Genomic DNA, 26,994 nt, shown 5'->3' on the forward strand with positions numbered 1-26,994 from the left:
TATTTTCATTCGAGGGAGTGTGCAGTGGCGACGTTATCCAGGCTTTTTATTCATCCGGTGAAATCCATGCGCGGCATCGGCGTCTCTCACGCGCTGGCCGACATGAGCGGATTCGCCTTCGATCGAATTTTTATGGTCACCGAGCCTGACGGTACCTTTATTACCGCACGCCAGTTCCCTCAGATGGTTCGCTTTACCCCTTCCCCGCTTCACGACGGTTTGCATCTTACCGCGCCGGACGGTTCCAGCGCGGTGATTCGCTTTGCTGATTTTGCGCCCGTCGATGCGCCAACGGAAGTGTGGGGGAACCACTTTACCGCGCGCATCGCCCCGGATGAAATTAACCGCTGGTTAAGCGGCTTCTTCTCCCGCGACGTGCAGATGCGGTGGGTTGGGCCTGAACTGACGCGTCGCGTGAAGCGACACGACGCCGTTCCCCTCTCCTTCGCCGATGGCTTCCCGTTCCTGCTGACGAACGAAGCCTCGCTGCGTGATTTACAAGGCCGCTGCAAAGCCAGCGTTCAGATGGAACAGTTCCGTCCGAACCTGGTGGTGACGGGTGCCGAGGCCTGGGACGAAGATACCTGGAAAGTGATCCGCATTGGCAGCGTCATTTTTGACGTGGTGAAGCCCTGCAGCCGCTGCATTTTCACCACGGTGAGCCCGGAGAAAGGTCAGAAGCATCCTTCCGGCGAACCGTTGAAAACCCTGCAATCATTCCGCACCGCGCGGGATAATGGCGATGTCGATTTCGGCCAGAACCTGATCCCACGCTCCAGCGGCGCGATCCGCGTCGGCGATGAGGTCGAAATTCTTGCCCGTGGGCCAGCGAGAGTGTACGGCTCGGGTCAGGAGGAGGAGTTTGTCGACGTTGAGACGAACGTCGCCTCTGCGGTAGATATTCACTGGCGGGGCAACGTCATCCGGGGTAACAACCAGCAGGTACTGCTTGAGCAGCTGGAACAAGCGGGGGTCCGCATACCCTATTCCTGCCGCGCGGGCATTTGCGGATGCTGTCGTATCAGACTGGTGGATGGCGAAGTGAGTGCGTTGAAAAAGTCGGCAATTGGAAATGACGGCACAATTCTGTGCTGTAGCTGCGTACCGAAAACGTCCGTACAGCTGGACGCTTAAACCGCCTGCTCGAGGCTGAAGGCATCCACGCGAAGCTGGGGCTTCAGCCTGTCGTTCATGACCTTAATGGCATCCCCGAGCTGCATCGTCCGCCCGGCAATCGTCACGCCAGGCTGGGCCAGCAGGCAGAGCGCGGCATTTTCGCCTGGCTCCACCACCAGCAGGCTCACCTCTTCTGCGGTATCGCTCAGGTTGACGCTGGCCGCATCGCCCGTTGCCGGGGTCCAGTTCATGCCGTGCGGCAGGAAATGCCAGCTCTTTGGCATTTGCGGCTTCAGGAAACGGATAGCCACCAGCGCATTTAATACCAGCTCGGCGCGCTGCTCTTTCGAGAGCATCAGATCGCGACATTTTTCCTCAAAGGAGAAATAAAGCGCAGCGTCATCAACGCAAAAGCCTGACGGGGAAAAAGCGTCCGGGGTTAACATTCGGCGGGCAAAACGAGAGCGAAACAACATGCCATTGGCTAAGTCGAGCATCATTCGGTCATGCTCGTCGCAAAAATACCAGCGCCAGTTATCGTCAGGTTTAATTCGCATGTTTCTCTCCCGTCCCCGAAACGTCCTGTACTAAAAATGTCCTGTTTGCCGCTTCGTTTATAACACCATTAATAAAAGACTATAATGTCTAAATAAGCAACAGTGACGGAATATAAAACAACCAGGGCTGGAAATAAAGCCCCGGTTGTCTGATTACGAGAAAAGATTAGATATGCGTAACGATTTCTTTAATCAGCGGCGGTCCTTTAAAAATAAAGCCGGAATAGATTTGCACCAGTGACGCACCCGCCGCCATCTTCTCACGCGCAGCAATCACGGAGTCAATGCCGCCGACGCCAATAATCGGCAGGCGGCCATTTAATTCCGCAGACAGGGCGCGAATAATTTCGGTGCTTTTTAATTGCACCGGACGGCCACTTAACCCACCCGCTTCGTCACAGTTTTTCATTCCCTGCACGAGGGAACGATCGAGCGTGGTATTGGTCGCAATTACACCATCAATATTATGGCGAACCAAACTGTCGGCAACCTGGATCAATTCTTCGGCAGAAAGATCCGGGGCGATCTTAACCGCGACCGGAACATATTTGTGGTGGATCGCCTGGAGTTCATTTTGCTTATTTTTAATGGCACTCAGAAGATCGTCCAGCGCTTCACCATATTGTAAGGATCGCAGGCCCGGGGTATTGGGTGAGGAAATATTCACCGCAATATAACCGGCATAGGCGTAGACTTTTTCCATACAAATCAGATAGTCATCTTTACCCTGCTCGACCGGCGTGTCTTTATTTTTGCCGATATTGATGCCCAGTATTCCGTCAAAGTGGGCTTTTTTTACGTTCTCGACCAGGTGATCAACACCGTGGTTGTTGAAGCCCATGCGGTTGATCAGCCCTTCGGCTTCCACCAGTCGGAACAGGCGCGGTTTGTCATTTCCCGGCTGCGGGCGCGGGGTGACGGTACCGATTTCAATGGAGCCAAAGCCCATCGCGCCCAGGGCATCAATGCACTCGCCATTTTTGTCCAGACCGGCCGCCAGACCCAGCGGATTTTTAAAAGTCAGCCCCATGCACTGCACAGGTTTTACCGGCACATGCTGGCGCACCAGCGCGGCCAGAGGCGTTCCGGTAATACGACGTAATTGCTGGAATGTCAATTCATGAGCGCGCTCAGGGTCGAGCTGGAAAAGGGCTTTACGAACGAAGGGGTAGTACATGAACTCTCCTGGATTCCCGGTGTGCAAACCGGGAGGGGATTATGGGCGATCCCGGCGAGAAAGGGAATTGACCTGCGGCAAAAAACCCGCGTAAAACGCAATCGTTTACCTCCCCGTCTATTTCTTATGCACTTTTTCGCATTTTAATTGCAGATAAATCATTTAGTGGAATAAACGCGCGGTGTCACACTCCTTAAAATTGTTATGAATGTTAGATAAAAGCAAACAATTAGTTATAAGGAGGAAGTATGCGCGTCATTACCCTGGCCGGAAGTCCACGATTCCCGTCGCGCTCCAGCGCCCTGCTGGAATATGCCCGTGAAAAACTGAATGCTCTGGATGTGGAAGTGTGCCACTGGAACCTGCATAACTTCGAACCTGAAGATTTGCTCTACGCCCGTTTCGACAGCCCCGCGCTGAAAACCCTCATTGAGCAACTTAACGGCGCGGACGGCCTGATCGTAGCAACGCCCATCTATAAGGCCTCCTTTTCCGGGGCCCTGAAAACCCTGCTCGATCTGCTTCCGGAACGCGCGCTGGACGGCAAGGTGGTGCTGCCGCTGGCAACGGGCGGTACGGTTGCCCATTTACTGACCGTGGATTATGCCCTGAAGCCGGTGCTGAACGCGTTGAAAGCGCAGGAGATCCTCCACGGCGTTTTCGCCGATGACTCACAGGTCATAGACTATCAACACAAACCCCACTTTACGCCTAACCTGCAAACCCGCCTCGATAATGCTCTGGAAACGTTCTGGCATGCCCTGCTTCGCCGGGATATCCAGGCCCCGGCGTTTGGTCAGCCTCAAGGAGTCGCACATGTTTAAAACGTTAACCCGCATCGGACTGGCAGGTTTGATGGCGCTTACCTCGCTGGCCCATGCCGCAGAAACGGCTCCGGAAAGTTTACGTATCGGGTATCAGAAAGGCAGCGTCAGCATGGTGCTGGCAAAAAGCCACCAGCTTCTGGAAAAACGCTTCCCGGACACCAAATTCTCCTGGGTGGAGTTCCCGGCCGGCCCGCAGATGCTGGAGGCCCTGAACGTGGGCAGTATCGATCTCGGCAGCACGGGCGATATCCCACCTATATTCGCCCAGGCCGCGGGAGCGGACCTCCTCTACGTTGGCGTTGAGCCGCCAAAGCCTAAGGCCGAAGTCATTCTGGTGCCTGAAAACAGCGACATTAAAAGCGTCGCCGATCTTAAAGGCCATAAGGTCGCTTTCCAGAAAGGTTCCAGCTCACACAACCTTTTGCTACGCGCTCTGCAAGAGGCCGGGCTTAAGTTCACCGACATTCAGCCCGTCTACCTGACGCCTGCCGACGCGCGCGCCGCGTTCCAGCAGAAGAACGTTGATGCCTGGGCCATCTGGGACCCGTACTACTCCGCCGCATTGCTGCAGGGTGGCGTTCGCGTGCTGAAAGACGGTACCACGCTGAAGCAGACCGGCTCGTTCTATCTGGCCGCGCGCCCTTATGCGGAAAAGAACGGCGCATTTATTCAGGGCGTGCTGGATACCTTTACCCAGGCCGATGCCCTGACTCAGAGCCAGCGTCAGGAGAGCATTGCCCTGCTGGCGAAAACCATGGGCTTACCTGAGCCGGTGATCGCGAGCTATCTCAACCACCGTCCGCCGACCACCATTACGCCGGTGGACGCACACGTCGCCGCACTTCAGCAACAAACGGCTGACCTCTTCTATCAAAACCGCCTGGTTCCAAAACAGGTCACTATTCGCGAACGCATCTGGCAACCCGCAGGCAAAGAAGGAGCTAAATCATGAGTCTGAATCTTTTCTGGTTTTTACCCACCCACGGTGATGGACACTATCTTGGTACAGAAGAGGGTTCACGCCCGGTTGACCATGGCTACCTGCAGCAGATTGCACAGGCGGCGGACCGAATCGGTTTCACCGGGGTGCTGATCCCGACCGGACGATCATGTGAAGATGCCTGGCTGGTCGCCGCGTCGATGATCCCGGTCACCCAGCGTCTGAAGTTCCTTGTCGCGTTACGCCCGAGCGTCGTCTCCCCTACCGTGGCGACACGTCAGGCGGCCACGCTGGACAGGCTGTCCAACGGCCGCGCCCTGTTTAACCTGGTGACGGGCAGCGATCCACAGGAGCTGGCGGGCGACGGCGTGTTCCTCGACCATACCGAACGCTATGAGGCCTCCGCCGAGTTCACCCGCGTCTGGCGACGCCTGCTGGAAGGGGAAACCGTCACCTTTGAAGGCAAGCATATTCACGTTCGCGACGCGAAGCTCTACTTCCCGCCGGTGCAGCAGCCGCGCCCGCCGCTCTATTTTGGCGGGTCGTCGGATGTAGCCCAGGATCTGGCGGCGGAGCAGGTCGACCTCTATCTGACCTGGGGCGAACCGCCTGAGCTGGTGAAAGAAAAAATCGCTCAGGTCCGCGCGAAAGCGGCCGCCCATGGCCGCAAGGTGCGCTTCGGTATTCGCCTGCACGTGATTGTGCGTGAAACCAATGATGAGGCCTGGCGGGCGGCGGACCGTCTGATTTCTCATCTGGACGATGAGACCATCGCCAAAGCGCAGGCCGCGTTTGCCAAAACCGACTCCGTCGGGCAGCACCGGATGGCGTCCCTGCACAACGGCAAGCGCGAGAATCTGGAGATCAGCCCGAACCTGTGGGCGGGCGTCGGTCTGGTGCGCGGCGGTGCGGGTACGGCGCTGGTCGGCGACGGCCCGACCGTGGCCGCGCGCATCAATGAATACGCCGAACTGGGTATCGACAGCTTTATTCTCTCCGGTTATCCGCACCTGGAAGAGGCGTACAAGGTCGGCGAGCTGTTGTTCCCGCATCTTGATGTCGCCATTCCGGAGGTTCCGCAGCCGCAGCCGCTCCAGCTGCAGGGCGAAGCCGTGGCAAACGAATTTATTCCACGCAAAGCCGCACAGAGCTAAGGAGGGACCATGTCTGCCACCTCACAAAAATGGCTGCTGCGCGCCGCGCCGTGGTTTTTACCCGTCGGCATTGTAGCGCTCTGGCAGCTCGCATCGTCCACCGGCTGGCTGTCGAGCCGCATTCTGCCCTCTCCGGAGGGCGTTGTAGAAGCGTTCTGGTCGCTGAGCGTCAGCGGAGAGCTGTGGCAGCATCTGGCGATCAGCTCCTGGCGCGCCGCGATCGGGTTTTCCATCGGCGGCAGTATCGGGCTGGTTCTGGGTCTGGTGAGCGACCTTTCACGCTGGGGCGAGCGGCTGCTGGATACCTCCATCCAGATGCTGCGCAACGTGCCGCATCTGGCGCTGATCCCGCTGGTCATTCTGTGGTTTGGGATTGATGAGAGCGCCAAGATCTTCCTCGTGGCGCTGGGCACGCTGTTCCCGATTTACATCAACACCTGGCACGGCATCCGCAATATCGATCGTGGTCTGGTGGAGATGGCGCGCAGCTACGGCTTATCGGGTTTTTCCCTCTTTGTTCACGTGATTCTGCCGGGCGCCCTGCCCTCCATTATGGTCGGGGTGCGTTTCGCGCTCGGCCTGATGTGGCTGACGCTGATTGTGGCGGAAACCATCTCAGCTAACTCCGGGATTGGTTATCTGGCGATGAACGCCCGCGAATTCCTGCAAACGGACGTGGTGGTAGTAGCCATTATCCTTTATGCCCTGCTCGGCAAACTCGCCGACGTCAGCGCCCAGTGGCTGGAGCGCAGCTGGCTGCGCTGGAATCCGGCCTATACCCTTCAGGAGGCGGAAGCATGAATACTGCACGACTGAATCAGGGGACCCCGTTACTGCTGAACGGTGTCACCAAACGCTACGGCGATAACACTATTCTTAACGGGCTGGATCTGCATATTCCCGCCGGACAGTTTGTGGCCGTAGTCGGGCGCAGCGGCGGCGGCAAAAGTACGCTGCTACGGCTGCTGGCCGGACTGGAAGCCCCCAACGGCGGCGACATTCTGGCAGGAACGACGCCGCTTTCGAATATTCAGGGCGATACCCGCATGATGTTCCAGGATGCACGCCTGCTGCCGTGGAAATCGGTTATCGACAATGTCGGGCTCGGTCTTAAGGGTAACTGGCGGGATGAAGCCCGCCAGGCGCTGGCCGCCGTTGGGCTGGAAAATCGCGCCGATGAATGGCCTGCCGCACTCTCGGGTGGGCAGAAGCAGCGCGTGGCGCTGGCGCGGGCGTTGATTCACCGTCCGGGCCTGCTCTTGCTCGATGAACCACTGGGCGCGCTCGACGCCCTGACGCGAATCGAAATGCAGGATTTGATTGGTTCCCTCTGGCAGACGCACGGCTTTACGGTACTGCTGGTGACGCATGACGTGAGCGAAGCCGTCGCAATGGCCGACCGGGTGCTGTTAATAGAGGAAGGAAAAATCGGTCTGGATTTGACGGTGGATCTTCCACGGCCTCGTCGCGTGGGCTCGGCAAGACTGGCGGAGCTGGAGGCAGAAGTGCTGGATCGGGTGATGAAACGCGGGAGCACGGAGTTACAGCGAGCTAAGGCTAATGCCTGATGCCTCACCCCCGGCCCTCTCCCACAGGGAGAGGGAGGGTAAACTTTTATTACGCTAACGCTTTAGCAATCTTCTCGTACAGATCGCCAGACAGGTTTTCCAGCCCTTTCAGCTGCTCAAGCGCGGCACGCATCTTCGCCTGACGCTTCTCATCGTAGCGTTTCAGACGGATTAGCGGCTCTATCAGACGCGACGCCACCTGCGGGTTACGGCTGTTCAGCTCGATCAGCATTTCCACCATGAACTGATAACCGCTGCCGTCTTCGGCGTGGAATGCGGCCGGGTTGCTGCTGGCAAACGCGCCAATCAGCGAGCGTACGCGGTTTGGGTTGCTCAGGGTAAAGGAACGATGCTTCAGCAGGCTGCGCACCTTGCTGAGCGCATCGGCCGCCGGGCTGGTCGCCTGCAGGATGAACCACTTATCCATTACCAGACCATCCTGATGCCACTTGTCGTCATACTCCTGCATCAGCGCATCGCGGCACGGCAGTTCGGCGGCAACGCTTGCGCCCAGCGCGGCCAGCGCGTCGGTCATGTTATCCGCCTCGTGATACTGCTTGCTCACCTGGGTGTTCGCCAGCTCAGTTTCACCAAACGCCAGATAGCGCAGGCAGGTGTTACGCAGAGAACGTTTACCAATGTCCGCGTGCTCAACGCGATAAGCGTCAAGCTTGTTGGCGTTATAAATGGCGAGGAACTCGTCCGCCAGTTCAGCAGCCAGCGTACGGGTCAGCGCTTCACGCACCGCCACGATCGCGATCGGATCGATAATCTCGAACAACTCCGCGATTTCCGTTGCTGACGGCAGGGTCAGAATTTCAGCGGCCAGCGCCGGGTCAATCTTCTCATCCAGCAGGATCGCGCGGAACGCGTCAGCCACGTGAACAGGCAGCGACAGCGGCTGACCCTGCTGGTGACGGTTTACGTTGATCTTGATGTAGGTCGCCAGCAGGCTTTGCGCCGCATCCCAGCGGGAGAAGTCGTTGCGGGCGTGACGCATCAGGAACGTCAGCTGCTGATCGCTCCACTTGTACTCCAGCTTCACCGGCGCGGAGAACTCACACAGCAGCGCAGGCACCGGCTGGAAGTAGACGTTATCGAAGATAAAGGTCTGCTCGGCCTGGGTCACGTTCAGCACGTGGTGTACCGGGTGGCCGCCCTTCTGCAATGGAATGACTTTGCCCTCGTTATCGTACAGCTCAATGCTGAACGGAATATGCAGCGGGTATTTCTCTTCCTGCTCTGCCGTCGGCGGCGTGCGCTGGCTGATGGTCAGCGTGTACTGCTCGGTTTCCGGATTGTAGTCGTCTTTGACGGTAACAACTGGCGTACCGGCCTGGCTGTACCAGCGGCGGAAGTGGGAAAGATCGACATTAGAAGCATCTTCCATCGCCTGCACAAAATCGTCGCAGGTGGCCGCGCTGCCGTCATGACGCTCGAAGTAAAGCTGCATCCCTTTCTGGAAGTTCTCTTCACCCAGCAGGGTGTGGATCATGCGGATAATTTCAGCGCCTTTCTCATACACCGTCAGGGTGTAGAAGTTGTTCATTTCGATGACTTTATCCGGACGGATCGGGTGCGCCATTGGGCTGGCATCTTCCGCAAACTGCAGGCCGCGCATGGTACGCACATTATTGATGCGGTTCACCGCGCGTGACCCCAGATCGGAGCTGAACTCCTGGTCACGGAAGACGGTCAGGCCCTCTTTCAGGCTCAGCTGGAACCAGTCGCGGCAGGTGACGCGGTTACCGGTCCAGTTGTGGAAATATTCGTGGCCGATGACGCGTTCGATATCGAGATAATCTTTATCGGTGGCGGTATCGGTGCGCGCCAGCACGTATTTGGAGTTAAAGACGTTCAGGCCTTTGTTCTCCATTGCGCCCATGTTGAAGAAATCAACGGCAACGATCATATAGATGTCGAGGTCATATTCGAAGCCAAAGCGCTCTTCGTCCCACTTCATGGAGTTGATGAGCGAGGTCATCGCCCACGGCGCGCGGTCCAGGTTACCACGGTCAACAAACAGCTCCAGCGCCACTTCGCGGCCTGAGCGCGTTTTGAAGGTATCGCGCAGCACGTCGAAGTCCCCCGCCACCAGCGCAAACAGGTAGCACGGTTTCGGGAACGGATCCTGCCACTGAACCCAGTGACGGCCATTCTCCAGCTCGCCTTCGCCTACGCGGTTGCCGTTGGAGAGCAGGAAGGGATACAGGGTTTTATCGGCGATGATTTTGGTGGTGAAGCGCGCGAGGACGTCCGGGCGGTCGAGATACCAGGTAATGTGGCGGAACCCTTCCGCTTCACACTGGGTACACAGCGCCACGCCTGACTGGTAAAGCCCTTCCAGCGCGGTGTTGGCGGCCGGGCTGATTTCATTCACGATGCGCAGCGTAAACTGTTCCGGCAGGTTGTCGATGACCAGCTGGTTGTTTTCTTCTTTATAGTCTGACCAGGCTTCATCATTAATATGCAGGGAGACCAGCGTCAGGTCTTCGCCATCCAGACGCAGCGGCACAGCAGTTGCGCTGTGGCGCGTCACCTGACTCACCGCCGTGACAACGGTTTTAGTGGCATCCAGGTCAAAAGTCAGATCGATTTCGCTAATCAGATAATCCGGCGCACGGTAGTCGTGGCGGTATTTGGCTTGTGGCTGTTGTGTCATAGAAAACCTTATGCATCGTTTGTCGAGTAACGTTTCAATATATTCCTGTTGCGCATAACGCGCTATGCAGAATGTTCATCTTTTCAGGGTCAATACCTTTTTTTGCTACATTTGTATAATATGAACTCATAGTTTTTAAAATCGATAAAGATCGTCCAGGAGCGCTTTAAACAAGGGATGAGCGAGATCGAGATAAAGCTTGATTAACGAACTTTAACGAACTTCACAGACCACTTTTGCCCCATCCATGCCCCACGCATAATTCTAGTCAGCGCCAGACCACATCAGCCCTGTAGGGCAAATCGATAACAAACACGCCAGCAGTATGTTCCCCAAAATTTAAAAACAAGTGGTTCATGCCTTGACAGACAAAACCGCCAAAGCAAAAATACTGTATATTCAAACAGTGATTAGCGGAGCACTTATGTTCGTAGAACTGGTTTATGACAAGCGTAATGTTGAGGGGCTCGAAGGGGCCAGAGAGATCATTCTGGCCGAGCTGACGAAGCGGGTGCACCAGATTTTCCCTGATGCCGAAGTGAAGGTGAAGCCGATGCAGGCAAACGGCCTGAATAGCGATGCCAGCAAAAGCGATCGGGAAAAACTGAACCGCATGCTGGAGGAAATGTTTGAAGAGTCCGATATGTGGCTGGTGGAAGACTAGCCCTGAAGACCCTGATAAAACTCCAGGTTATCTCCGCACAGAAATAGCAGTACTATTCCATACATATTCGTTTTGCATCGCAAGGTTATGCATGCTGACGCTAATAAGTAACTGGAGAACCGGAGTTGATAAGAATTGGAAGGCTGCTTCCCGGTGGGGTTGTCATTGAGGAAGGTCAACATCGCCCTACTAAAGGGGTCGCTCTTCTCTCTACTAGTGATGGGGGGACCGAAGAATTGGTCGTCTATGCTAAAAAAATTCCATTGCGGAGCATTTCCATAGAAGTGACATGCGCTGCTCTAGGGAGATTTCTTTCCTTGCCAATACCCGAGCCGGTGATTCTGATTGATGATACCAACAATGCGTATTTTGGTAGCGTTGATATACCATACCCAAGCTTTGCACAATTTATCAACGACTCCACAGACGCAGGGATTCGGGAAAAATTGGAGTCATGGCCGTTGTTGCAAAAAGCAGCATACTTTGATGAATGGATTGCAATGGATGATAGGCATAATGGTAACTTGTTGTTTAATGGAGATGATTTTTTCCTCATAGACCATGAATCAGCAATTCCATCTGGGCTTTCCCCTGAGCAAAGCGGCATTGATTATTACTCCAACCAATTACTACAAGTGGCAAACTATCTTTTGGACAGAACCAACGATATCGCAGTTCAAATGGCTGCAAATGAAGCTAGATCCTGGTCTGTTGCCAGCCGAAACGGTGCGATGGAGAGCCTTGACGCAACATTGCATGAAAGCATTCAAGATAAGACAAAAAATCAGTTGATATCGTTCCTGGCCGCTAGAATAGAAATACTAGGTGATATACTTTATGAACAGATTAAACCTCAGCAAACACAGATGAACTACAATGCTCAATCTTGATCATCTCCTTCAAACGCTTCCACCATTACCCTCTATCTCTGGGAAATGGGCATCTGTTTATCTCGAACCAATGTTAGGCTCGGGAGAGAGGCTTACGATCATCGTTGCAGCAGTAGCTTCAGATGGCGAAGTTCTGGTTAGACCTGCGATAAGAAAAGAAGTCATTGAAGCAATGTATGGCTTGAGATCATCTTCGTTCAATAACATGGTGGATTTGATTGCAAAGAGTTTGAAATTCCATCTTGAGAAAAATAATAAATTTGAAGAATGGGTACCCCCTATTACGGGTGTAACCGTTGGCACACCTAGAGATGCGGCCTCATCAACTTCAACAGGTATACTTCGGCAAGCAGTATCATTGACCTCCAGCCTCTCATCATTGCTTGAGACTGAGCGTGTTGCTAATGAAAAAGTTAAAACCACACGAGAGAAAGACCGTTGGTCAACTCAACTAATCGAGGCTGTTCTCAATCAAGATGCAAAAAGGGAACTGTTCTTCAATCGACAATTTAGTTTCACTGACGGACATAGACCTGCCAAAATTTTCTACATGAGCGATAGTGCAGCAATTAACACAGGTAAGTTACTGCCATCAAATTTGACGGAATTTGTCAAAGATGGGAAAGCAAAAATATCTGATTTATCTATGATAAAAAAGCATGGAGAACTTTTCCGTAGAGATATTCATGAGATGCTCGTGTTTAGACCTACTGATGATGATCCTGCTTATACTGACAAAAATATTGCTGCCATTAACAGCGCCTACCTTGCACTTGAGGATTTGGCTGATACGTATGATGTCAGAATCAAACCAGTTTATTCTGTTGAGCATGCAGCTAACATAATTTTAAAAACAGCAGCTTAACAATCGACTGTCCTAAGTTTACTCAACCCGGCCACCACGCCGGGTTTTTCACTCGGCTTTTCTGCTCTTTCCGGTCCTGATTTTCAGCAACGCATCCAGTTCTTTACTTGCGTCTTTGCGACGCAGGAAGAAAGATTCCTCTTTTTCACGCTTCATCTCCCTTTCAATCATAAGAACAGGTTCGACCGGCACAGCCTGCAATGCAGCTATACAATCCTCACGTGTAAATAGAAGCGGAGCTCGAGGTCTATCACTTATACGGTAAGCCTTTAGCCTTCCTTCCAAAACCCATCGCGTCACAGTCCCCCTTGAGATACCGAGTAGTTCGGCAGCTTCCTTTCGTGTCAACGTTAGCTTTTCCATGGGTGCCCTCGCAATCCTGTTCGTATACAGCCATCCTTACACAAAACGCTTTTCGGGGGTATACATCATGCCAAAAACACGCACAGACCTTACCGAAGATTCACTCATTGACCTGAAATACATAACTAACGATTCAGGATTCACCGCTAAATATTTTTACTCGCTAATGAAGCGGGGTGAGTTCCCTGCCCCGATAAAGCTCGGCAGAAGTTCGAGATGGTTACTAAAAGATTATTCTGAATGGAAAGCCAGACATATTATGAGAAGAGACGCAAGAGAACGCCTCAGGTAAACCATAGCTCAGAGGCTTGGTATGAATACTAAGTAACAAGCCGCATCCCTTTCCTGAACTCAATGGGCCGCGGCTGTTTATTTCCTTAGTCTGGAAGTGTCGGCCAGCCTGGTGTTGCAGCGCGCAGATCGACACGGCTAAGCAGCACACGATAACGCTTCCAGGCCAGCAACCTGGCTTTTTCATCATCACTGGCCAGATCAACATCTACCGCTTCCTGCAGCGATTCGATAATGGCATCCGCTTTTGTTCTCTGTTCTTGTTGAGTGTAGAGGTTGTCAAGATAAGGGATAACCGGGCGTGCCCCTTCTACAAGGGTTTCACCCTCTGCCAAATCATCCGGTGTGCTAATCGCGCGATAGCCAGTCCCAGTTACCGCCCAATATTCGTTACCTTGCATATTTATAGCCTCCAATGTCGATATAGAGTCCGCCACCAGTAGGCTCGGTGACGTAGTGATAATAGATGTTAGGGTAGGATCGTAACGGCGTATTAGGGTTGATGTATTTCCCACCAGGAAAGCAGGTGGACATATAACCATCTGCGCCTGATGTGGTAAGGAATTGGCTTACACCTGCCGATGCCTTGTTGTCGGTTGTGTGAATGATGGTTTGTGCCGTAACTGGTACAACAGTATCAATGGCCACCGCCGTAATGCTCTGCGCCGTACCGCCAGCCAGCATACGACCAACAATACTCCAATCGCCACGATACATTGCCACACCGTCTATGGCATCAAGTCCCCGCACCGTGCCTGCACTGTCAACACGGAAACTCCCTAAATATCGACGTGACGTATCGCCTGTCTTTGTATGTGCCGGATAAGCGTATGGTGTTGGCGCAGTGGTAGAGATTTCAATCGCAGGCGTTCCATTGTTTGAATACAGGTAAACGTGATACCAGGTTGACGCTGTGGTAGTTCCGATATTTGCCGTTACTGGCGCCGATACCTCCAGGGGAGCGCCCGTAGAGGGGATCACAGCTGCGCCAGCAGAAACCGTTACTGTCGTTGTCGACACGGTCAGATCTAAACCACGGATAAAGCGCTTATTGATCGAATCAGTTACACGAGTGTTTACCTGCTCAATTCTTGCCGCCAGTGTCGCGGCATCCATGCTGCCGGGGTTATTGATGCGGCCAAAGAGTTGTCCCCAGATAACACCAACGGCACGCGCTGCCAGAATATCGCTGGCGGTGTCTTTATAGACATCACTTGCCCTGGAAAGGTCAATACTCACCTGTGACGCGGTCGTTTTTGAAGCGCTTCCCGCCTGAGCGCTGTTTGGATAGGTATTCGTGGGCGCGAATACGCCGCTGGTTGACGCTGTATTAGCAAAAACACCCGTTCCGGACGCGCCGATCGTACCTTTGGCGTTTGGCGCTTCCCCGTGGAAAATGCCTGCCTGAGCTGTTGTACCACCGGTTAATGCCACCTGCGCAATAGAGCCAGCCTGCACGCCATTGTAATCAGGGCAGCGGAAGTGGTCCGCATCAACCTCTGCGAATGCCTGACGCAGCTTAGGGTCTGCCAGCCATTGAGCATTAGTGACCACAGGTAGTGATCCTGAGGTCATTGCAGACTTAACGCTGGTGTAGGTCGCATAAGGCAATATCTGCCCGTCATACGCAACGCCACCAGTGGGGATTGTTGCGCGCGTGGGCGAATACATTGGCAGACCGAGCGGGATAGTGGCCACGCCGTTTATGGCAGCAAGCGCGGCTTCAACATCACCGATAGCAATACGATCCGCTTCTGCTTCCTCAGCTGATTGGGCCGCATCAGTCTTTGACTGTGCAGCGCTCGCCTCCGACTGAGCCGCGGCATCAGCTTTCTGTGTTGCTGTAGTTGCTGCGCTTTCGGAGGCGGTTTTATTCTGCGCAACCTCTGTCTTATCCAAAGCTACCTGTTGCGCGTCCACATGAATCTGAGCAGCCAGGATTTGAAGAGCATCCACATCGATGCTGTTAAGTAACTCGACAATCTTCAGCCATGACGGGCCGGAGAACGTTGAACCGTCAGGAAGCCTGACAGTGATGTTACCATCGTCACTGAAGATAGCCTGCCAGTTCTGCTTGTCATAGTTAAGACCACGCAAAGCCTCAGTTGTCTGCGCCACCAGCGCGGCCGTCACCAGATTCTGGGTAGAACGCGGCACGGCATTCCAGGCAGAAGCAGATTGTGTTGGGCCGGGGAATTTGCTAACCAACGTCAACTCGATATCGCTGTCGACTATTTTCACCGGCAGGGTATACGTGATACCACCCACAGTTGAGACAATGAAGTCACCTGCTGCAAGTTCGGTTCTGAAAGAAGTTCCGATTCCAGCAACAATAGCGGACCCGTTTGTCAGGGTGATAGTTCCTGCAGACATATGCGCTCCTTTCGGGCAATAAAAAACCCCGCCTGAGCGAGGTTTATTCAAAAATGTTTGAGTTAATGGCAGGTGGTACTACTGAACGTGTTTGCGCTGACCCATGACCAGTTAAATGGGTAACCGGCGCGGTACTGGGTCTGGTTACTTTGCTTGCGCACTCCGTAAATCTGGACGATGTTTTCCTGTCCGCCGATCAGGGCCGTTCCGGTACATATGGGTTGCTGCTTCTGAAGAACGCCAGCGCAACCGGAGAGCAATACAGCCACCGCCAGGCAAAGAATCATGTTTTTCATCGTGGTTATATCCCAGGGTATTAACGAAGATAAACAATAACAAGATGAATCAAAGGGATATAATTGATTCTGTAGATCAATTTCATAAGATTGATCGCTGAAAACGATCAATCGTAGTTGGCGCAGTTGATGGCCATAATCACGTTTCTCATATTTGAATACGCGACGTTCTGAAGGTTTCCTCCGGGCGTTGTTTGTGGTCTGGCGAATATTCGCGTATTGCCTCCCTCAAGTTTTGCCATGCTCTTGTAAATCGCCGAGTAGGGCTGCGGCTGGCCGCCAGCCGATATAACTCCAGTAATTAGACCCAGCATGCAAGGCATACAGGCCCATTTCCCCGCCAGCGTGGTATTGATGTTATAACCTGAACTTGCATCTACTCCGGCAGTACCGAGGGTTACCACATCACTGAGTGTGCGCGTTTCGTTTGTCAAAATAAGCGTCCCTGACGCATCCCAGACGGCCAGCCCGTAGTCTGGCTTTGTCTGTGGGAAAATAGAGAAAAAATAAACGTACGCTGTGCCGGTTGCATTTGGTCTGAGAAAATCAACCGTAATGGTGTTCCCGCTTATCGTCTGGGTAATTTCCACCTCAACCGTGCAATGAACGAAGGCGACAACGGGTTGGCCTGAGGGAAATGTATGCGTCACTTTAGTGTTGAAACCTGATGTTCCCTGAAGGGCCGCTGTCTTTCGAGCCTGTAGAGCAATTGGCGAACTGTTCGCGGTTACCCATACTTCGCCTGCAGTCGTTGTCAGTAAAACGCCATACTGCGCCATTTATGCCCTCTCTATCTGGAAAATGAGATACGCCGCAGCCGCTGGCTCAGTCCCTGCAGAGTAGTCGGTATCGCCTACTGCCGATACCGTTGCGGTGCCACCTGAGATAGTGATCTTCCTCCGGCTCGTTCCCCACTGATCACCGTTCATGATCTGAAAGTAAGTAAGCTTACACCCCGGCGGAAGCACGACTGAGTAAGTGCCTGTTTTCTGGTTCTGAGCCAACTGAAGATATCCACTTACACTGACTGGCTTAATCCCATAGTTGTTCACCCTGCCTGAGGCGTCCCAGGTTTCAACACCGTACTGAGCCATAGCTGTTCATCCTAAAAAAAGAGCCCCGTCTGAGGCCCAATGTTTACCACGTTCCCGTAATTCTCCCGATCTGCACCCTCAACACATTGTTGGCGTCACGCACACTGATTGTCTGGTTTGTCTGTTTCATGGCTCCCTCTCCAGCTGTCGAACCGTAGTTCTCGAATGTTCCTGATTTATCCAGCCTCCATCCGACAGACCCAGCAACGTAGTTATTGGACTGGATGAAGCCGCCGATTTTGGCATTGGTGATCGTGCCATCCTGAATAAACGCCGAGCTGATAAACACCTGACCATTCACCACTGCGAAAGGAGAATACTGCGTATCTCCACTACCACTCATCAGCACGAACTGGTTAGCGTTGAAACCGACCCGCGTCACAACAGGTTTGCCAGCCTCAGCCAGCACGGCAATGGACATCCCGGCGTTATACATCACATCGTTGATGCGAACTCCTGCCTTCAGGGTATAAATCGCCGTGGCGCCGTCCGCATCAACAACAGCAGTCAGCTTATCTTCAAGCGTTGCAGTGACATCCTCAATTTGCGCCTGTACAGTCGTGGAGAGTTCAGCCATAGCTTTATCGACTTCGGCTATTGTCGTTCTGACAATGAGGATTTCAGCACGAACCTCACCATACTGCGCCCACTGGTGATCAACCGTAGCGTGGTTCGCCAGAGCGTTTTGAAGTGCAGCCTCCAAATCTGTATCGATATCGCTTGTAAGCCGTTCGCCATCAGCAGAGCTCAGGAAGTCATCGGCTATATCACCAAGATAATCATCGGCGTTATCGTTAGACATGCCGCGAATCCAGTCGGTATAGCCTGATTCATTTCCTGTTTTGTCCACCAGCTGTGCGCGGTACCAGAATTCCTGCCCCGCCCTCAGTCCAAGCTGAGTATATTCAGCAGATGGGTAAGGCACGTCTGACAGAAGTAGCGGATCTGAAAAGTCACTGTTGGCCGTGTACTGGATTTCTGTTTTTAGCGTATCGCCGGTGTTTGCCGGGAACCCCCAGTTCAGACGAATACCCCAGTTAATGCCAGTAGCCATAAATCCCACTGGCTTCGGAGGGTTGCCTACTTTGCCTGTCAGCGCCTTCTCTTCTGAATACCCCCATCCTGATGATATTTCGGCAGCATTGATGGCGCGCACGCGCACCAGGTAACGCCCTGCATAAATGCCAGGAACATCGAATGACGTAGTCGAGCTGCGCGGCATGTTCACCCAGTTCCCGTCGTTACGGCGCCACTGTGCCTCATAGGCGATGGCATTTTTTGCCTGGTCCCAGCTTACGCGCATGGTTTCGACGCTGATATTCTGCTGAACCACAGAAAACGAGCTGATTACGATGTTGGCTGGTGCGGACTGGTTTCCCGGCGGAATAACACTAATCGGTCGCTGGTCGATAATCGCGCCGGTATCAATCCTGGCGTATTTGTCCGGGTCATGAAATGCCGCAGTGATTGAGAAGGTACCATTATTGTTATCGCTCACACTGACAACGCGGTACTGTTGCGCGTAGAGCTCGTTTGATTCCACCAGCCAAACTGCTTCAGGTTGTGGCGTCTCACTGTACGTGGTTGTGACAGTTACCGACTCACCGTTTACCGCCTGAATGGTGCGGCTCTGCGAAGCTCCAGATGGAAGGTTCAGAATAAGGCGATCACCTGCAGTCGCATCAGGAACACGATCAAGCCTGATAACGCGACCGTTAACTTCGCTGATGCGGCCACCCATTACCTTTCCTGACAGCAGTTCGTCAGCCACGGCGATGATGTAGCCTGGCTGTGGTATGTTTCCGTCCAGGCCTACATCAAACGAAACAACGCGATCCTTGTTGTTGGTGAGAATACCCCAGCGCCCCTTTCGGTTTGCCTCTGACTGCCTGGTGCAGCCGATGGCGGTCATTTCCAGTTGGTTAAAACCGTACCGCGCAACCAGCGACTGTTCAAATACCGGCTCCATAGCGTCGGCGTAGGCATTATCTGGATCGGACCATGATACCAGCGCAGTAGTGTATCGGCTTTTCGTGGTGCTGCTCGAATAGGTGAAGCGACCGTCAATAACGTTTGCGCGCGTATAGCTGTAATCAACATCACGCGGCATGTCAGCCAGAGCAACAATTTGATTGCCGCCCCAGTAGGTCATGCCCCGAAAGATAGCAGCAAAATCACGCAGGACTGTGTAGGCGTCGTTCCGGTCCTGAATGTACACGTTGCAGGTGTACCGTGGTTCGGTACCGCTGCCACCCTTCCCGTCAGGAACTCTCTGATCACAATACTGAGCTACCTGATACAGCGTCCATTTATCGATATTTGCCGCGCTTAGCCGGTGACCAAGACCGAAGCGGTCGGAAACCACCAGGTCGTAAAAAATCCACGCCGGGTTATCGGTCCATGCCCATTTAAAGGCGCCGGTCCATGTGCCGAAATATGTTCTGGTTTCAGGATCGTAGTTATCCGGAACGCGAATAACGCGCCCGCGTGGCTCGCATGAGATCTGCGGGATAGAGCCGTTGAACTGGCTTGAATCAAACTCAATATAAAGCAATGCTGTGTTTGGGTAGCGCAGTTTGGCGTCGATCACCTCCGTGAAGCTCTGCAGAGTCATCGTGTCGCCGATCTTCGCACTATTGGCATCGGCTGTAATCTTACGCAGTCTGATTGTCCAGGTGCTGCCAGCCTGCGGTAAATCAATTCGGTGGCTGCGCTCGTAACCTGATGTCGTTTTCCCGGTCACGCTGGTATTGAGTACCGTCTGCCAGGCGCCGCCGTCCGTCTGCAGGTCGATAGCATAGTTGATTGAGTAGCCGACCAGATCACCGTCGTTTTCCTGTTTAAACAGTGACGGCCATTTCAGACGCAAGCGAACCGCTGAAAGCTGCGTGTTGGTGAATGTGCGCGTCCAGGCTGTAGTGCTGGATACTTCGGTACCAACGCTGATTTCGTTTTCGGTACCGGGAATGCCCTGGATGTAATTTTGCGCCTGCGTTCCTGCGCGAAACTCCCACGTCACGCCGCTAAAGTTTTGGGAGCCGTCGGAGTTCTGCAGCGCCGTGCCGTCCAGGTAGATATTTTTTCCGGTTAGCTGCCCTGCAAACTCCCCTTCCCCAAGCGCAACAAGGATTTTTGCCTTCGCTACAGATTGCAGATCATCAGGCTGTTCGGTAGGGGTTCGGGAACTTGAGCTGCCGCCCTTGCGGCCCTTTAAAACTTTTTCTGTAGCCATATTGCGCCCATAAAAAAAGCCACCCGAAGGTGGCCAGAAAAAAGGTTAGTTATCTACTGCTGATCTTCGACATAAATTCCGGCAGAAATAATCGCTCCGCCGATTCGACGCTTACCATAAAGCAGAGGCACCGGGTACCCCTGTGCCGCGGTGTTTGTAACACCGCCGAATGCGTAGGATGCGCGGTTATCTGCGCTTTGTTTGCTGGCCAGACCTGCAGGTTGAGGAGATAGCATTTGGACAACACCTCCCAGCATCACCGCAGCGCCAAATTTATAGAAAAACGGAGATGCTGCTGCCCAGGGAGTAAAATTAAGTACTGCGCCAACAGCAACGAGGGCCGCTCCCAAAATAGTTTGCAACACTCCAGCCTTTTTGCTGCCGATGACTACAGGCACAATACGAATGACTTCACCCGTTACAGGGAACCCTAAATCATCAACGCTGATATTCTTTTTATCTTTATAAACGGCGTAAGTAAGGCCTCGCGCCTTGCTTGTATTCAAGAACGTCTCGAAACCATTGATTGTTTTTGCAAGAGCATTGATTGCTTCTGAGGTGGTACGTATTAGACGATGATGTACTCTCCCAAACGTTTTACCCAGAACGCCACCAAGTTCAATTCTGGTAATTATCTCTTGCATATGTTCTCCTAAATAAAAAAAACCGCCTAAGCGGTTTAATTTTTAAGTTATCTAAGGCCTCATATATTGAGAGCTTAATTTGGGGATGTTTTTCTCTGCCCTGTTTTTATTCACATCTTTGAAAAACATTTTCTTAACGGGGATATCATATCCTGCGCTTGCACACAGCGTAGAAATCACTGTTTGGTCAATAGGCTCACCAGTTTGAGAGTTAACATCAAATGATGCCGCAATAAGTTTACCATCTGCATTTTTACCTAAGAATGTTGCAAACAGTTGTTTTCCGGCATATGCGCCGTATGAATTCTTACCGTTAACATATCCACAATAAGTAAAAGTGGTATCTGGATAGGGAAAGTCCATATGGTAGAATTTTGCAGCATCGGGGTCCTTCATTTCTTCTCTGATAACATTTTCTACTGCAGATTTTTCATCTTCAGTAATTGGTCTTGCCTCAACGTGCATTCCAACAAATGCCAATATCAATAGTGCTAAGCGTTTCATTTTTCCCCCTTTATGTTTGAAGGTTAATGATAACAGGCTCAGTACCCTTTCAGAAATATGCCGCCCCAGCGAATTCAGATTAGCGTTTTGAAACGTAAAATCTTCATCGTCCTTTCCTGCCAATAGCCCCCATACGGTACGCGCTGGCTCAGATGGCCGTACAGGTGGTGCAGCAGCATATTTCCCTCCAGCAGAATTCCCGCGTGGTTCCACTTATCAGCCTGGACCTGCATGATCACCATATCGCCGGGTTTCGGTGGCCCGTCGAATTCCCGGAAACCGCACTCATACCAGCAATCCTGATAGAAGTTGTCCGGATAGTCGTTTTCCCACCAGGGATAATCCACCCGGTAATCATGGAGCTCGATACCGTGCGTTTGCCGGAAATAGCTCATTACCAGCCCCCAGCAGTCGAAGTGTCCAAGCACAAACGGACGCTCCAGCAGCGGCAGTTCTCCGCGCGGCTGGATAGTGCGTAAATCCCCCTCCGGCCAGCTCACAATATGCCAGGGTAAAAGCGTTGCGTCGCATTGCGCTTTATCCAGTTCGCTCGGTTGCGTTGTGGCGTCAGGGTGACTGTGAACGATGGCGATCACCGTTCCCCAGTCCTCAGCAGCTGCGTAGTCTTCGGGGCAAAGGACAAAATTGTCCTCCGGCGCCGCGGCAAGATTCCGGCTCGGGAAATAACGTTCAACGCGGCTTTTCTGCGCCACCACGCCGCAACACTCAAGAGGATATTCAGCTGCAGCATGCGCCATAATCGCATCGATGGTTTTCTGACGCATATCAGCTCCTGATCAAAGACGTGCCCGGGAAGCCCCCAAACGAGAGTTCGTTATTTTCGCCGAATCGGAGTTTGCAGGCAGTCAGCGTGCCATTGCATTCATCCAGCGACGGATCGCTTACCGGGTTGTTGTTTTTATCGAAATAGCGGGTGCCGGCATAGTCGCAGCCGTCGCCGGTACGATATTTATTCCGGATGCACCAGGTACACAGGGAATGAAGCTGTCGCGTCGGGATCATTTGCCCCTGCAGATCCATCGGGCTGGACAGAACAAATTCAACGGTTTCACCGGCAAGCTCGCTCGTTTTCCCGTCGATATACCAGACCTGCAGCTTTTCCTGAGTCGGGTCTGCTGTGGGGTTGCCGTCCGCGAAATTTCTGGCATCGAGATATTTCTCTTTTGTGTCGTGAATAGTGACTTTCGCCTGCAGCAGATCGTCATAGGCAAGACACAGGGCAGAAATAGAACTTTCGATGTTCGCAACCGTCAGTGATGGCGTTGCATTGCTCCCACTGGTTGATTTTTCCAGGCCTTCCAGCTGATACGGCCAGGCGGCGTATTCATTTCCCTGCCACCAGATTGGTTTCGCCGGAAGCTTGGACTCATCCCCACCAGCGGCGATGATTTCAGCTTCTGTGTGGGGAATGCTGTAATTGTGAAAGCGGAGAACGTCCGTTAGACCAAAGGAAGAACCGTCCACCTCAATCAGACGAACATCGTTTCCGGATTCAAGCTTCTGATAGTCAGCGTTTAAGCTCATGGTTTAAATGCCTGGATGAATGTTGCTTCAAGGTTGAATTTCCCCGCGCCTAGCCCGGTGGTTTTATACGTTTCGCAACGATACAAACCCAAATGCTCGAGCGGCGGCTTCCACTGAAAGGCTTTCGTTCCTTCATGCCTGTCGAGAAAAGTCTTTATGGCGGAAATGTAGGTTTCATTGCCGGTGAAATTAAGCGTCCATTGCTGGCTTTTAGGGTTTAATCCATCCCCTGAAACCTGCTCATATCCATCGCCAAACTGGGCTTTCCTGACGCGGAAACTTGTATCAGCCTCCGCGTTAATCCGTGGGCACCAGGTGAAAGTTTCAATGGCCATAATTATCGGGTTCCTTTCATTGCGTTCCAGATGTCGCCGCCGGGACGAATGTCACGCATCACATTCTGCTTATAACGTCGATCAACAAATTCCCCGACCTCGGCACCAAATTGCTCAAGGCCTGGCGAGGTCTGTGTTTGAGTGTTGCCGCTGCCATCGATGGTGATATAAACCTGTGGCGCCGAAGATACAGACTGACCTCCGCCACCTCCGACCGCACGAACGCCCAGCGAACCATCAGCGGCGCGCGTAAGCGGCATAATGGCTTCCGGACCAGCCTCGGCAAAAACCCCTGCGCCTTTGGCAAAAGCAAACAGCTGAGGCGTCTGGAAAACGCCATTGCTGTAAGCGCTCAGGGACGGAGAGTCGTAAACATTACCCTTCGCATTAAATGTGAAGTTCGCGCCAGCATTCTGAATAGCGGTACCGCTGCTGGCGGTTGCGGCTGACGAGGCACCAAAACTGAACAGTGATCCAATTGAGCTGACGCCATTAGCAACAGCCATGTTCACCAGAACGTTCTGGATAATCTTCAGTACGCTCACGCCCCAGTCCTTCCAGCTGTCAACGTTGCCATTGAGCATGTCGGTGATCGTGGTGACCGCGCCACCCATGGCCTGCTTCATGCCGTCAGCGGCCATGGAAGAATAATCAGTGGCTTCGTCCACCCAGTTCGCATAACCCTCAGACAGTCCCGTCATCCAGTCGTCACGCTGAGCATCAGAAGCTGCGTAATATCCCTCCTGGTCGCGCAGGCGCTCTTCGAGGTAGCGCTTATTAAGTGCCAGCCCCTGCTGATAGAACGTCTCGTCGATTTCACCAGCCTGACGCTGGCGGAGAAGATCGGTATTCTTCTGCTCAAACTCCTTACGCAGATTGAACTGCTCCTGAAGTCTTTCACGGAACCTGGTTCCCTGCCCATAGCCCAGCAGTTGCGCTTCATTGGCTGCGCGGGCGCTGGCGTTACTGTCAGCAAGGTTGGCTTCGTAATTTCGCAGTTGCTCACGCAATTTAACCTGGTCAATGAGCGCAGCATTCTGCAATACCGTCTTTTTCTGGGCTTCTGTCAGAGAAGCAAGCTCGCCCTGGCTGACCTGGTATTTAACCTTCGCCAGTTCAGTATTCTGGCCTTGCAGGGCAATCTGCTCTTTTTGCTGCTTGATAAGGCGCTTATACACATCCTCGGTTTTCTCGCCTTCGGTTTTACCACCCTTCGCCTTAGGTTTGTTGGCCTCATTATTCCGCCATTCAGCAAGACCGTTATTAATCAACTCCTGACGGCCTGTCTGGAATTGCGGATCACTGGTTAACCCCAGGTCATCGGCTGCATAACTCAGACGCAGGCGCTCTTTGGCCTCACCCTTCAGGCGTGACAACTCAAGATCCCGACGGCTCTTTTCGAGGGCATCGGTTTGCTTTTTGTCGAGGTCGGCCTGAGGAAGTCTGAGAGGGACGTTCGCCAGCCCTTGCCGAGCCATTAATAGCTGATTTCCCAGCCCCAGCAGACGGTTAAATTCGTCATGCTGCCCATTCATCAACAGGAGAGATTGATAAGCCCGGTTTTGATTAGCAGCCTCTTCTCGAATGAGTGCCACCCGGCGATGTTCAAGCCCTTCCAGAACCTGTTGAATAGAAGCGGATTCTTGCTGCATCTGAGCAAGTCTTTCTTGCTCAACAGATAACTGCTCTGTAGCCGTAGCCAGCCCACGAGTCACAGTGTCCAAATATGTCAGGTGGTTAATCATGAAACCACCGCTGGTAGTTGGACCGGGATTGCTAATCACTGACTGATAACCAGCTATCTGCTCTTTCAGGCTTTCAACCTTGCTCTTTTGTTCATCAATTAGCCTGTTTTGTTCATTCAGAGCGGCACGAGTTTTCTCTGCATTATCTGAAGCTTCAGGAAGGGTCATTGCCCTCGTCTTTTTACTGACTTCATCTATCGTGCTGGCATACTCCTGAGCAGAGCGCCGAGCCTGCTCCTGATTTTGATACACCGCATACCAGGCACCGGCTCCAAGCATCACCAATCCCGGCACGCCGCCAATGAGCCCGAGGGCACTGCTTAAAAGGCGGGTGCCAACAGATGTGACACTATTGAGATTGCTTTGGGTGGTAACACGATTTGCAAGGTTCCGGTCTCTGGCGGCCTCCGCGGAAGCCAGGCGTCTTTCAGCGATAGCCTGTGCATCGGCGTTTTTTGCTGCCACCAGACCTGCCTGCGCACGCTCAAGCGCTGTTCTGGCTCTGACTTTCTCTGTAGCGGAACCGCTGGCTAGAGCGGTAGTCAGCCTGGCCTGGGCTGCAGTGACTTTTGCTTCTGCCGCAGCAATTTTCTCTTGCTGCGCAGCCTGAACATCTGCGCTACGCGATCTCTGTACAGCTTGCTGAGCCCTATAAACCTCCGCCCTTGAGGCGGCAACGGCAGACTGCGCAGCCTTATCCTGTGCAACGGCAAGAGCAACCTCTGACTTAGCCGCAGAAATTAGCGCGCCGGTTGCGCTCGTGGCGCTAGTTACTACTCCACTGAGATACCTTGCCAGCCCAACGCCAACAAGTGCACCCGCCACTGTTGTGATCGTGGACATATTGTCTGCAACATCACTTAGTGCGCCGCTTACTGCCGAAGAGGTAAATGAATCAAGCGTTTGGGCAACTCCGTCTAGGCCACCAGATAGCGCATCGGTAGCACCTGTAGCCTGGTTGACACCTCCAACCCATGCCATGAACGAGTTTGTGACTTTTTGCAGGGATCCGGAAACTGTTTGCGGCATGCTGGCAAACTCACCCTGTAATGAGCCCAACTGGCTCATTAATGCAGGAACAACCTTATCAATCGTAAGTTGCCCCTGGTCAGCCATGCTCTTCAGATCTTTGCGGGCCACGCCCATTCCGGCGGCAAGTGCGCGGATAACACGATCACCTGCTTCGTTAACGGCGTTGAATTCTTCACCGCGAAGAACGCCCTGCGCCAGAGCCTGGCTGAATTGAGTGATAACAGAACTCGCTTCCTGAGTATTAGCCCCCGAAAGTTTAAGGCCGGTAGAAACAGCTTCGGTAATTTTCAGAACTTCGTCAGAGCTATACCCAAACTCACGCATTGAAGCAGCTGCGCGTGAAAAAAGGTTTGCGTTGTCTGAAAACGCGGTGCCAGTTCTTTGGCTGATTTCCATTAACTGGCGCTGAGAGGCAGCAAAATCATCAGCTGAAGATGATGCCTGCTTAAGACGGGCGTTTACTGAATTCCACTCATCAGCAATCTGCACGAGCTTACCAGTCGCAAAAGCGGCCGTAGCAGCAGCAGCGGCTCTTCCTGCCGATGCAAACCCAGCGGTCAGATCAGATAACGCCCTTTCGCTCTCTCGGGCGGCAGCGGCAGCCTGACGGCCACCATTTTGCATGGTGCGGTAATAATCCTGCCCCATACGTGAAGCGCGGGAAATTTCCGTCTGGAATGATTGCGAGTTAGCGGAAATTTTGATTATTAACTCACGTAAAGTTGCCATTTAGTCTAACTCCAGACGTAAAAAAACCGCCGAAGCGGTTTTATTTTTATTGTTTCCAGACCTTTTGCCTGGCTTCTTCGAGGTATTCTTCATCAGTCTTAACCGGTGGGGAATCGACTGCTAAATCACTACCACAGTGCTTACATTTAATAGCTTCGCTTTTGATTAACTCTGCACAGAATGGGCACTTCTTCATACCATCGTTTTCAATTAAGTCTTTTTCTTCTGCCGCAACATCCTTCTTTATTACCAAAGAATGTACAAAAGCAATTATGAATAGCAGAGCACCATACACCCACCATGCAAAGAAAGATCTTCCTTTGCTTTGAGCAATTAAGGCTGGAATTAAGCCTATAACAATTGAAACTAGTAAAATTTCCATTTTGGTTCC

The 26,994-nt window shown here is 52.9% G+C and carries 25 protein-coding genes and 1 pseudogene; 9 read left to right on the top strand and 17 right to left on the bottom strand.

The window, feature by feature from the left end:
• The first annotated feature begins 24 nt into the window (after positions 1 to 24).
• Positions 25 to 1,134, top strand: coding sequence for a YcbX family protein (locus ACOTXI_RS01860; RefSeq protein WP_058654651.1), 1,110 nt, complete (start codon positions 25 to 27; stop codon positions 1,132 to 1,134).
• Here the strand turns inward: ACOTXI_RS01860 and zapC are convergent.
• Both zapC and pyrD read right to left on the bottom strand, forming a co-directional pair.
• A complete protein-coding gene (gene zapC / locus ACOTXI_RS01865; protein WP_021240861.1) occupies positions 1,131 to 1,673 on the bottom strand; it encodes a cell division protein ZapC in 543 nt (180 codons plus the stop codon). The genes ACOTXI_RS01860 and zapC overlap by 4 nt on opposite strands.
• Positions 1,674 to 1,839: 166 nt before the next feature.
• Positions 1,840 to 2,850 (bottom strand): quinone-dependent dihydroorotate dehydrogenase, encoded by a 1,011-nt coding sequence (gene pyrD / locus ACOTXI_RS01870; protein ID WP_021240862.1) that lies wholly within the window; start codon positions 2,848 to 2,850, stop codon positions 1,840 to 1,842.
• 248 nt (positions 2,851 to 3,098) lie between these two features.
• On the opposite strand from pyrD, the gene ssuE reads away from it, so the two are divergent.
• The 5 genes from ssuE to ssuB are packed head-to-tail and all read left to right on the top strand — an operon-like array spanning position 3,099 to position 7,339.
• Entirely contained in the window at positions 3,099 to 3,674 is a 576-nt protein-coding gene (gene ssuE / locus ACOTXI_RS01875) for an NADPH-dependent FMN reductase (protein ID WP_421633855.1), read from the top strand.
• A complete protein-coding gene (locus ACOTXI_RS01880) occupies positions 3,667 to 4,629 on the top strand; it encodes a sulfonate ABC transporter substrate-binding protein (RefSeq protein WP_021240863.1) in 963 nt (320 codons plus the stop codon). Before ssuE ends, ACOTXI_RS01880 begins: the two co-directional genes overlap by 8 nt.
• Positions 4,626 to 5,771, top strand: coding sequence for an FMNH2-dependent alkanesulfonate monooxygenase (gene ssuD / locus ACOTXI_RS01885; RefSeq protein WP_058654653.1), 1,146 nt, complete (start codon positions 4,626 to 4,628; stop codon positions 5,769 to 5,771). Before ACOTXI_RS01880 ends, ssuD begins: the two co-directional genes overlap by 4 nt.
• 9 nt (positions 5,772 to 5,780) lie before the next feature.
• Positions 5,781 to 6,572 carry an aliphatic sulfonate ABC transporter permease SsuC gene (gene ssuC / locus ACOTXI_RS01890; protein ID WP_058654654.1) on the top strand — a complete coding sequence of 264 codons (792 nt, stop codon included), beginning with the start codon at positions 5,781 to 5,783 and terminating at the stop codon, positions 6,570 to 6,572.
• Positions 6,569 to 7,339, top strand: a complete 771-nt coding sequence (gene ssuB, locus ACOTXI_RS01895; RefSeq protein ID WP_058654655.1) for an aliphatic sulfonates ABC transporter ATP-binding protein — start codon at positions 6,569 to 6,571, stop codon at positions 7,337 to 7,339. The genes ssuC and ssuB overlap by 4 nt, the downstream gene beginning before the upstream one ends.
• A gap of 49 nt (positions 7,340 to 7,388) precedes the next feature.
• Here the strand turns inward: ssuB and pepN are convergent, their stop codons facing one another.
• On the bottom strand, positions 7,389 to 10,001 hold the full coding sequence (gene pepN, locus ACOTXI_RS01900) for an aminopeptidase N (RefSeq protein ID WP_058654656.1): 2,613 nt from the start codon (positions 9,999 to 10,001) through the stop codon (positions 7,389 to 7,391).
• A 424-nt stretch (positions 10,002 to 10,425) separates the two neighbouring features.
• Here pepN and ACOTXI_RS01905 point away from each other — a divergent pair, with 424 nt between their 5' ends.
• From ACOTXI_RS01905 to ACOTXI_RS01915, 3 genes are all read left to right on the top strand, one after another.
• Positions 10,426 to 10,665, top strand: a complete 240-nt coding sequence (locus ACOTXI_RS01905) for a DinI family protein (protein WP_248247757.1) — start codon at positions 10,426 to 10,428, stop codon at positions 10,663 to 10,665.
• A gap of 125 nt (positions 10,666 to 10,790) precedes the next feature.
• Complete coding sequence (locus ACOTXI_RS01910; protein WP_108090950.1) at positions 10,791 to 11,555, top strand: hypothetical protein; 765 nt, start codon at positions 10,791 to 10,793, stop codon at positions 11,553 to 11,555.
• Positions 11,542 to 12,420, top strand: coding sequence for a hypothetical protein (locus ACOTXI_RS01915; protein ID WP_108090951.1), 879 nt, complete (start codon positions 11,542 to 11,544; stop codon positions 12,418 to 12,420). The genes ACOTXI_RS01910 and ACOTXI_RS01915 overlap by 14 nt, the downstream gene beginning before the upstream one ends.
• 48 nt (positions 12,421 to 12,468) lie before the next feature.
• Here the strand turns inward: ACOTXI_RS01915 and ACOTXI_RS01920 are convergent, their stop codons facing one another.
• From ACOTXI_RS01920 to ACOTXI_RS01985, 14 genes and pseudogenes are all read right to left on the bottom strand, one after another.
• Positions 12,469 to 12,783 carry a helix-turn-helix domain-containing protein gene (locus ACOTXI_RS01920; RefSeq protein ID WP_233465414.1) on the bottom strand — a complete coding sequence of 105 codons (315 nt, stop codon included), beginning with the start codon at positions 12,781 to 12,783 and terminating at the stop codon, positions 12,469 to 12,471.
• Between the two features lie 377 nt (positions 12,784 to 13,160).
• On the bottom strand, positions 13,161 to 13,475 hold the full coding sequence (locus tag ACOTXI_RS01925; protein WP_421633856.1) for a tail fiber assembly protein: 315 nt from the start codon (positions 13,473 to 13,475) through the stop codon (positions 13,161 to 13,163).
• 1,564 nt (positions 13,476 to 15,039) lie between these two features.
• Positions 15,040 to 15,447 (bottom strand): annotated as a pseudogene (locus ACOTXI_RS01930) (phage tail protein); the annotation flags it as partial.
• A 62-nt stretch (positions 15,448 to 15,509) separates the two neighbouring features.
• Positions 15,510 to 15,743 (bottom strand): phage exclusion lipoprotein Cor, encoded by a 234-nt coding sequence (gene cor / locus ACOTXI_RS01935; RefSeq protein WP_045409817.1) that lies wholly within the window; start codon positions 15,741 to 15,743, stop codon positions 15,510 to 15,512.
• Positions 15,744 to 15,850: 107 nt separating this feature from the next.
• Positions 15,851 to 16,522 (bottom strand): hypothetical protein, encoded by a 672-nt coding sequence (locus tag ACOTXI_RS01940; RefSeq protein WP_126287103.1) that lies wholly within the window; start codon positions 16,520 to 16,522, stop codon positions 15,851 to 15,853.
• Positions 16,523 to 16,837 (bottom strand): hypothetical protein, encoded by a 315-nt coding sequence (locus ACOTXI_RS01945; RefSeq protein ID WP_103786911.1) that lies wholly within the window; start codon positions 16,835 to 16,837, stop codon positions 16,523 to 16,525.
• Positions 16,838 to 16,880: 43 nt separating this feature from the next.
• Positions 16,881 to 20,069, bottom strand: a complete 3,189-nt coding sequence (locus tag ACOTXI_RS01950) for a host specificity protein J (protein ID WP_421633857.1) — start codon at positions 20,067 to 20,069, stop codon at positions 16,881 to 16,883.
• A gap of 53 nt (positions 20,070 to 20,122) precedes the next feature.
• Positions 20,123 to 20,713 carry a tail assembly protein gene (locus ACOTXI_RS01955; RefSeq protein WP_421633858.1) on the bottom strand — a complete coding sequence of 197 codons (591 nt, stop codon included), beginning with the start codon at positions 20,711 to 20,713 and terminating at the stop codon, positions 20,123 to 20,125.
• A gap of 51 nt (positions 20,714 to 20,764) precedes the next feature.
• Positions 20,765 to 21,217, bottom strand: coding sequence for a hypothetical protein (locus ACOTXI_RS01960; protein WP_048703079.1), 453 nt, complete (start codon positions 21,215 to 21,217; stop codon positions 20,765 to 20,767).
• Positions 21,218 to 21,291: 74 nt separating this feature from the next.
• A complete protein-coding gene (locus ACOTXI_RS01965) occupies positions 21,292 to 22,002 on the bottom strand; it encodes a C40 family peptidase (RefSeq protein WP_214573402.1) in 711 nt (236 codons plus the stop codon).
• 1 nt (position 22,003) lies between these two features.
• Entirely contained in the window at positions 22,004 to 22,762 is a 759-nt protein-coding gene (locus ACOTXI_RS01970) for a phage minor tail protein L (protein ID WP_214573401.1), read from the bottom strand.
• Positions 22,759 to 23,097: a phage tail protein gene (locus tag ACOTXI_RS01975; RefSeq protein ID WP_180260403.1), complete on the bottom strand. Its 339-nt coding sequence runs from the start codon at positions 23,095 to 23,097 to the stop codon at positions 22,759 to 22,761. The genes ACOTXI_RS01970 and ACOTXI_RS01975 overlap by 4 nt, the downstream gene beginning before the upstream one ends.
• A 2-nt stretch (positions 23,098 to 23,099) precedes the next feature.
• The gene (locus ACOTXI_RS01980) at positions 23,100 to 26,603 is read right to left on the bottom strand and encodes a phage tail tape measure protein (RefSeq protein ID WP_421633859.1); all 3,504 of its coding nucleotides are present in this window, start codon (positions 26,601 to 26,603) and stop codon (positions 23,100 to 23,102) included.
• A gap of 46 nt (positions 26,604 to 26,649) precedes the next feature.
• On the bottom strand, positions 26,650 to 26,985 hold the full coding sequence (locus ACOTXI_RS01985) for a zinc ribbon domain-containing protein (RefSeq protein ID WP_016240210.1): 336 nt from the start codon (positions 26,983 to 26,985) through the stop codon (positions 26,650 to 26,652).
• Positions 26,986 to 26,994 lie beyond the last annotated feature (9 nt).

This window comes from Enterobacter cloacae complex sp. BZL2005 (genome assembly GCF_049238885.1).
Classification (GTDB): Bacteria; Pseudomonadota; Gammaproteobacteria; order Enterobacterales; family Enterobacteriaceae; genus Enterobacter; species Enterobacter roggenkampii.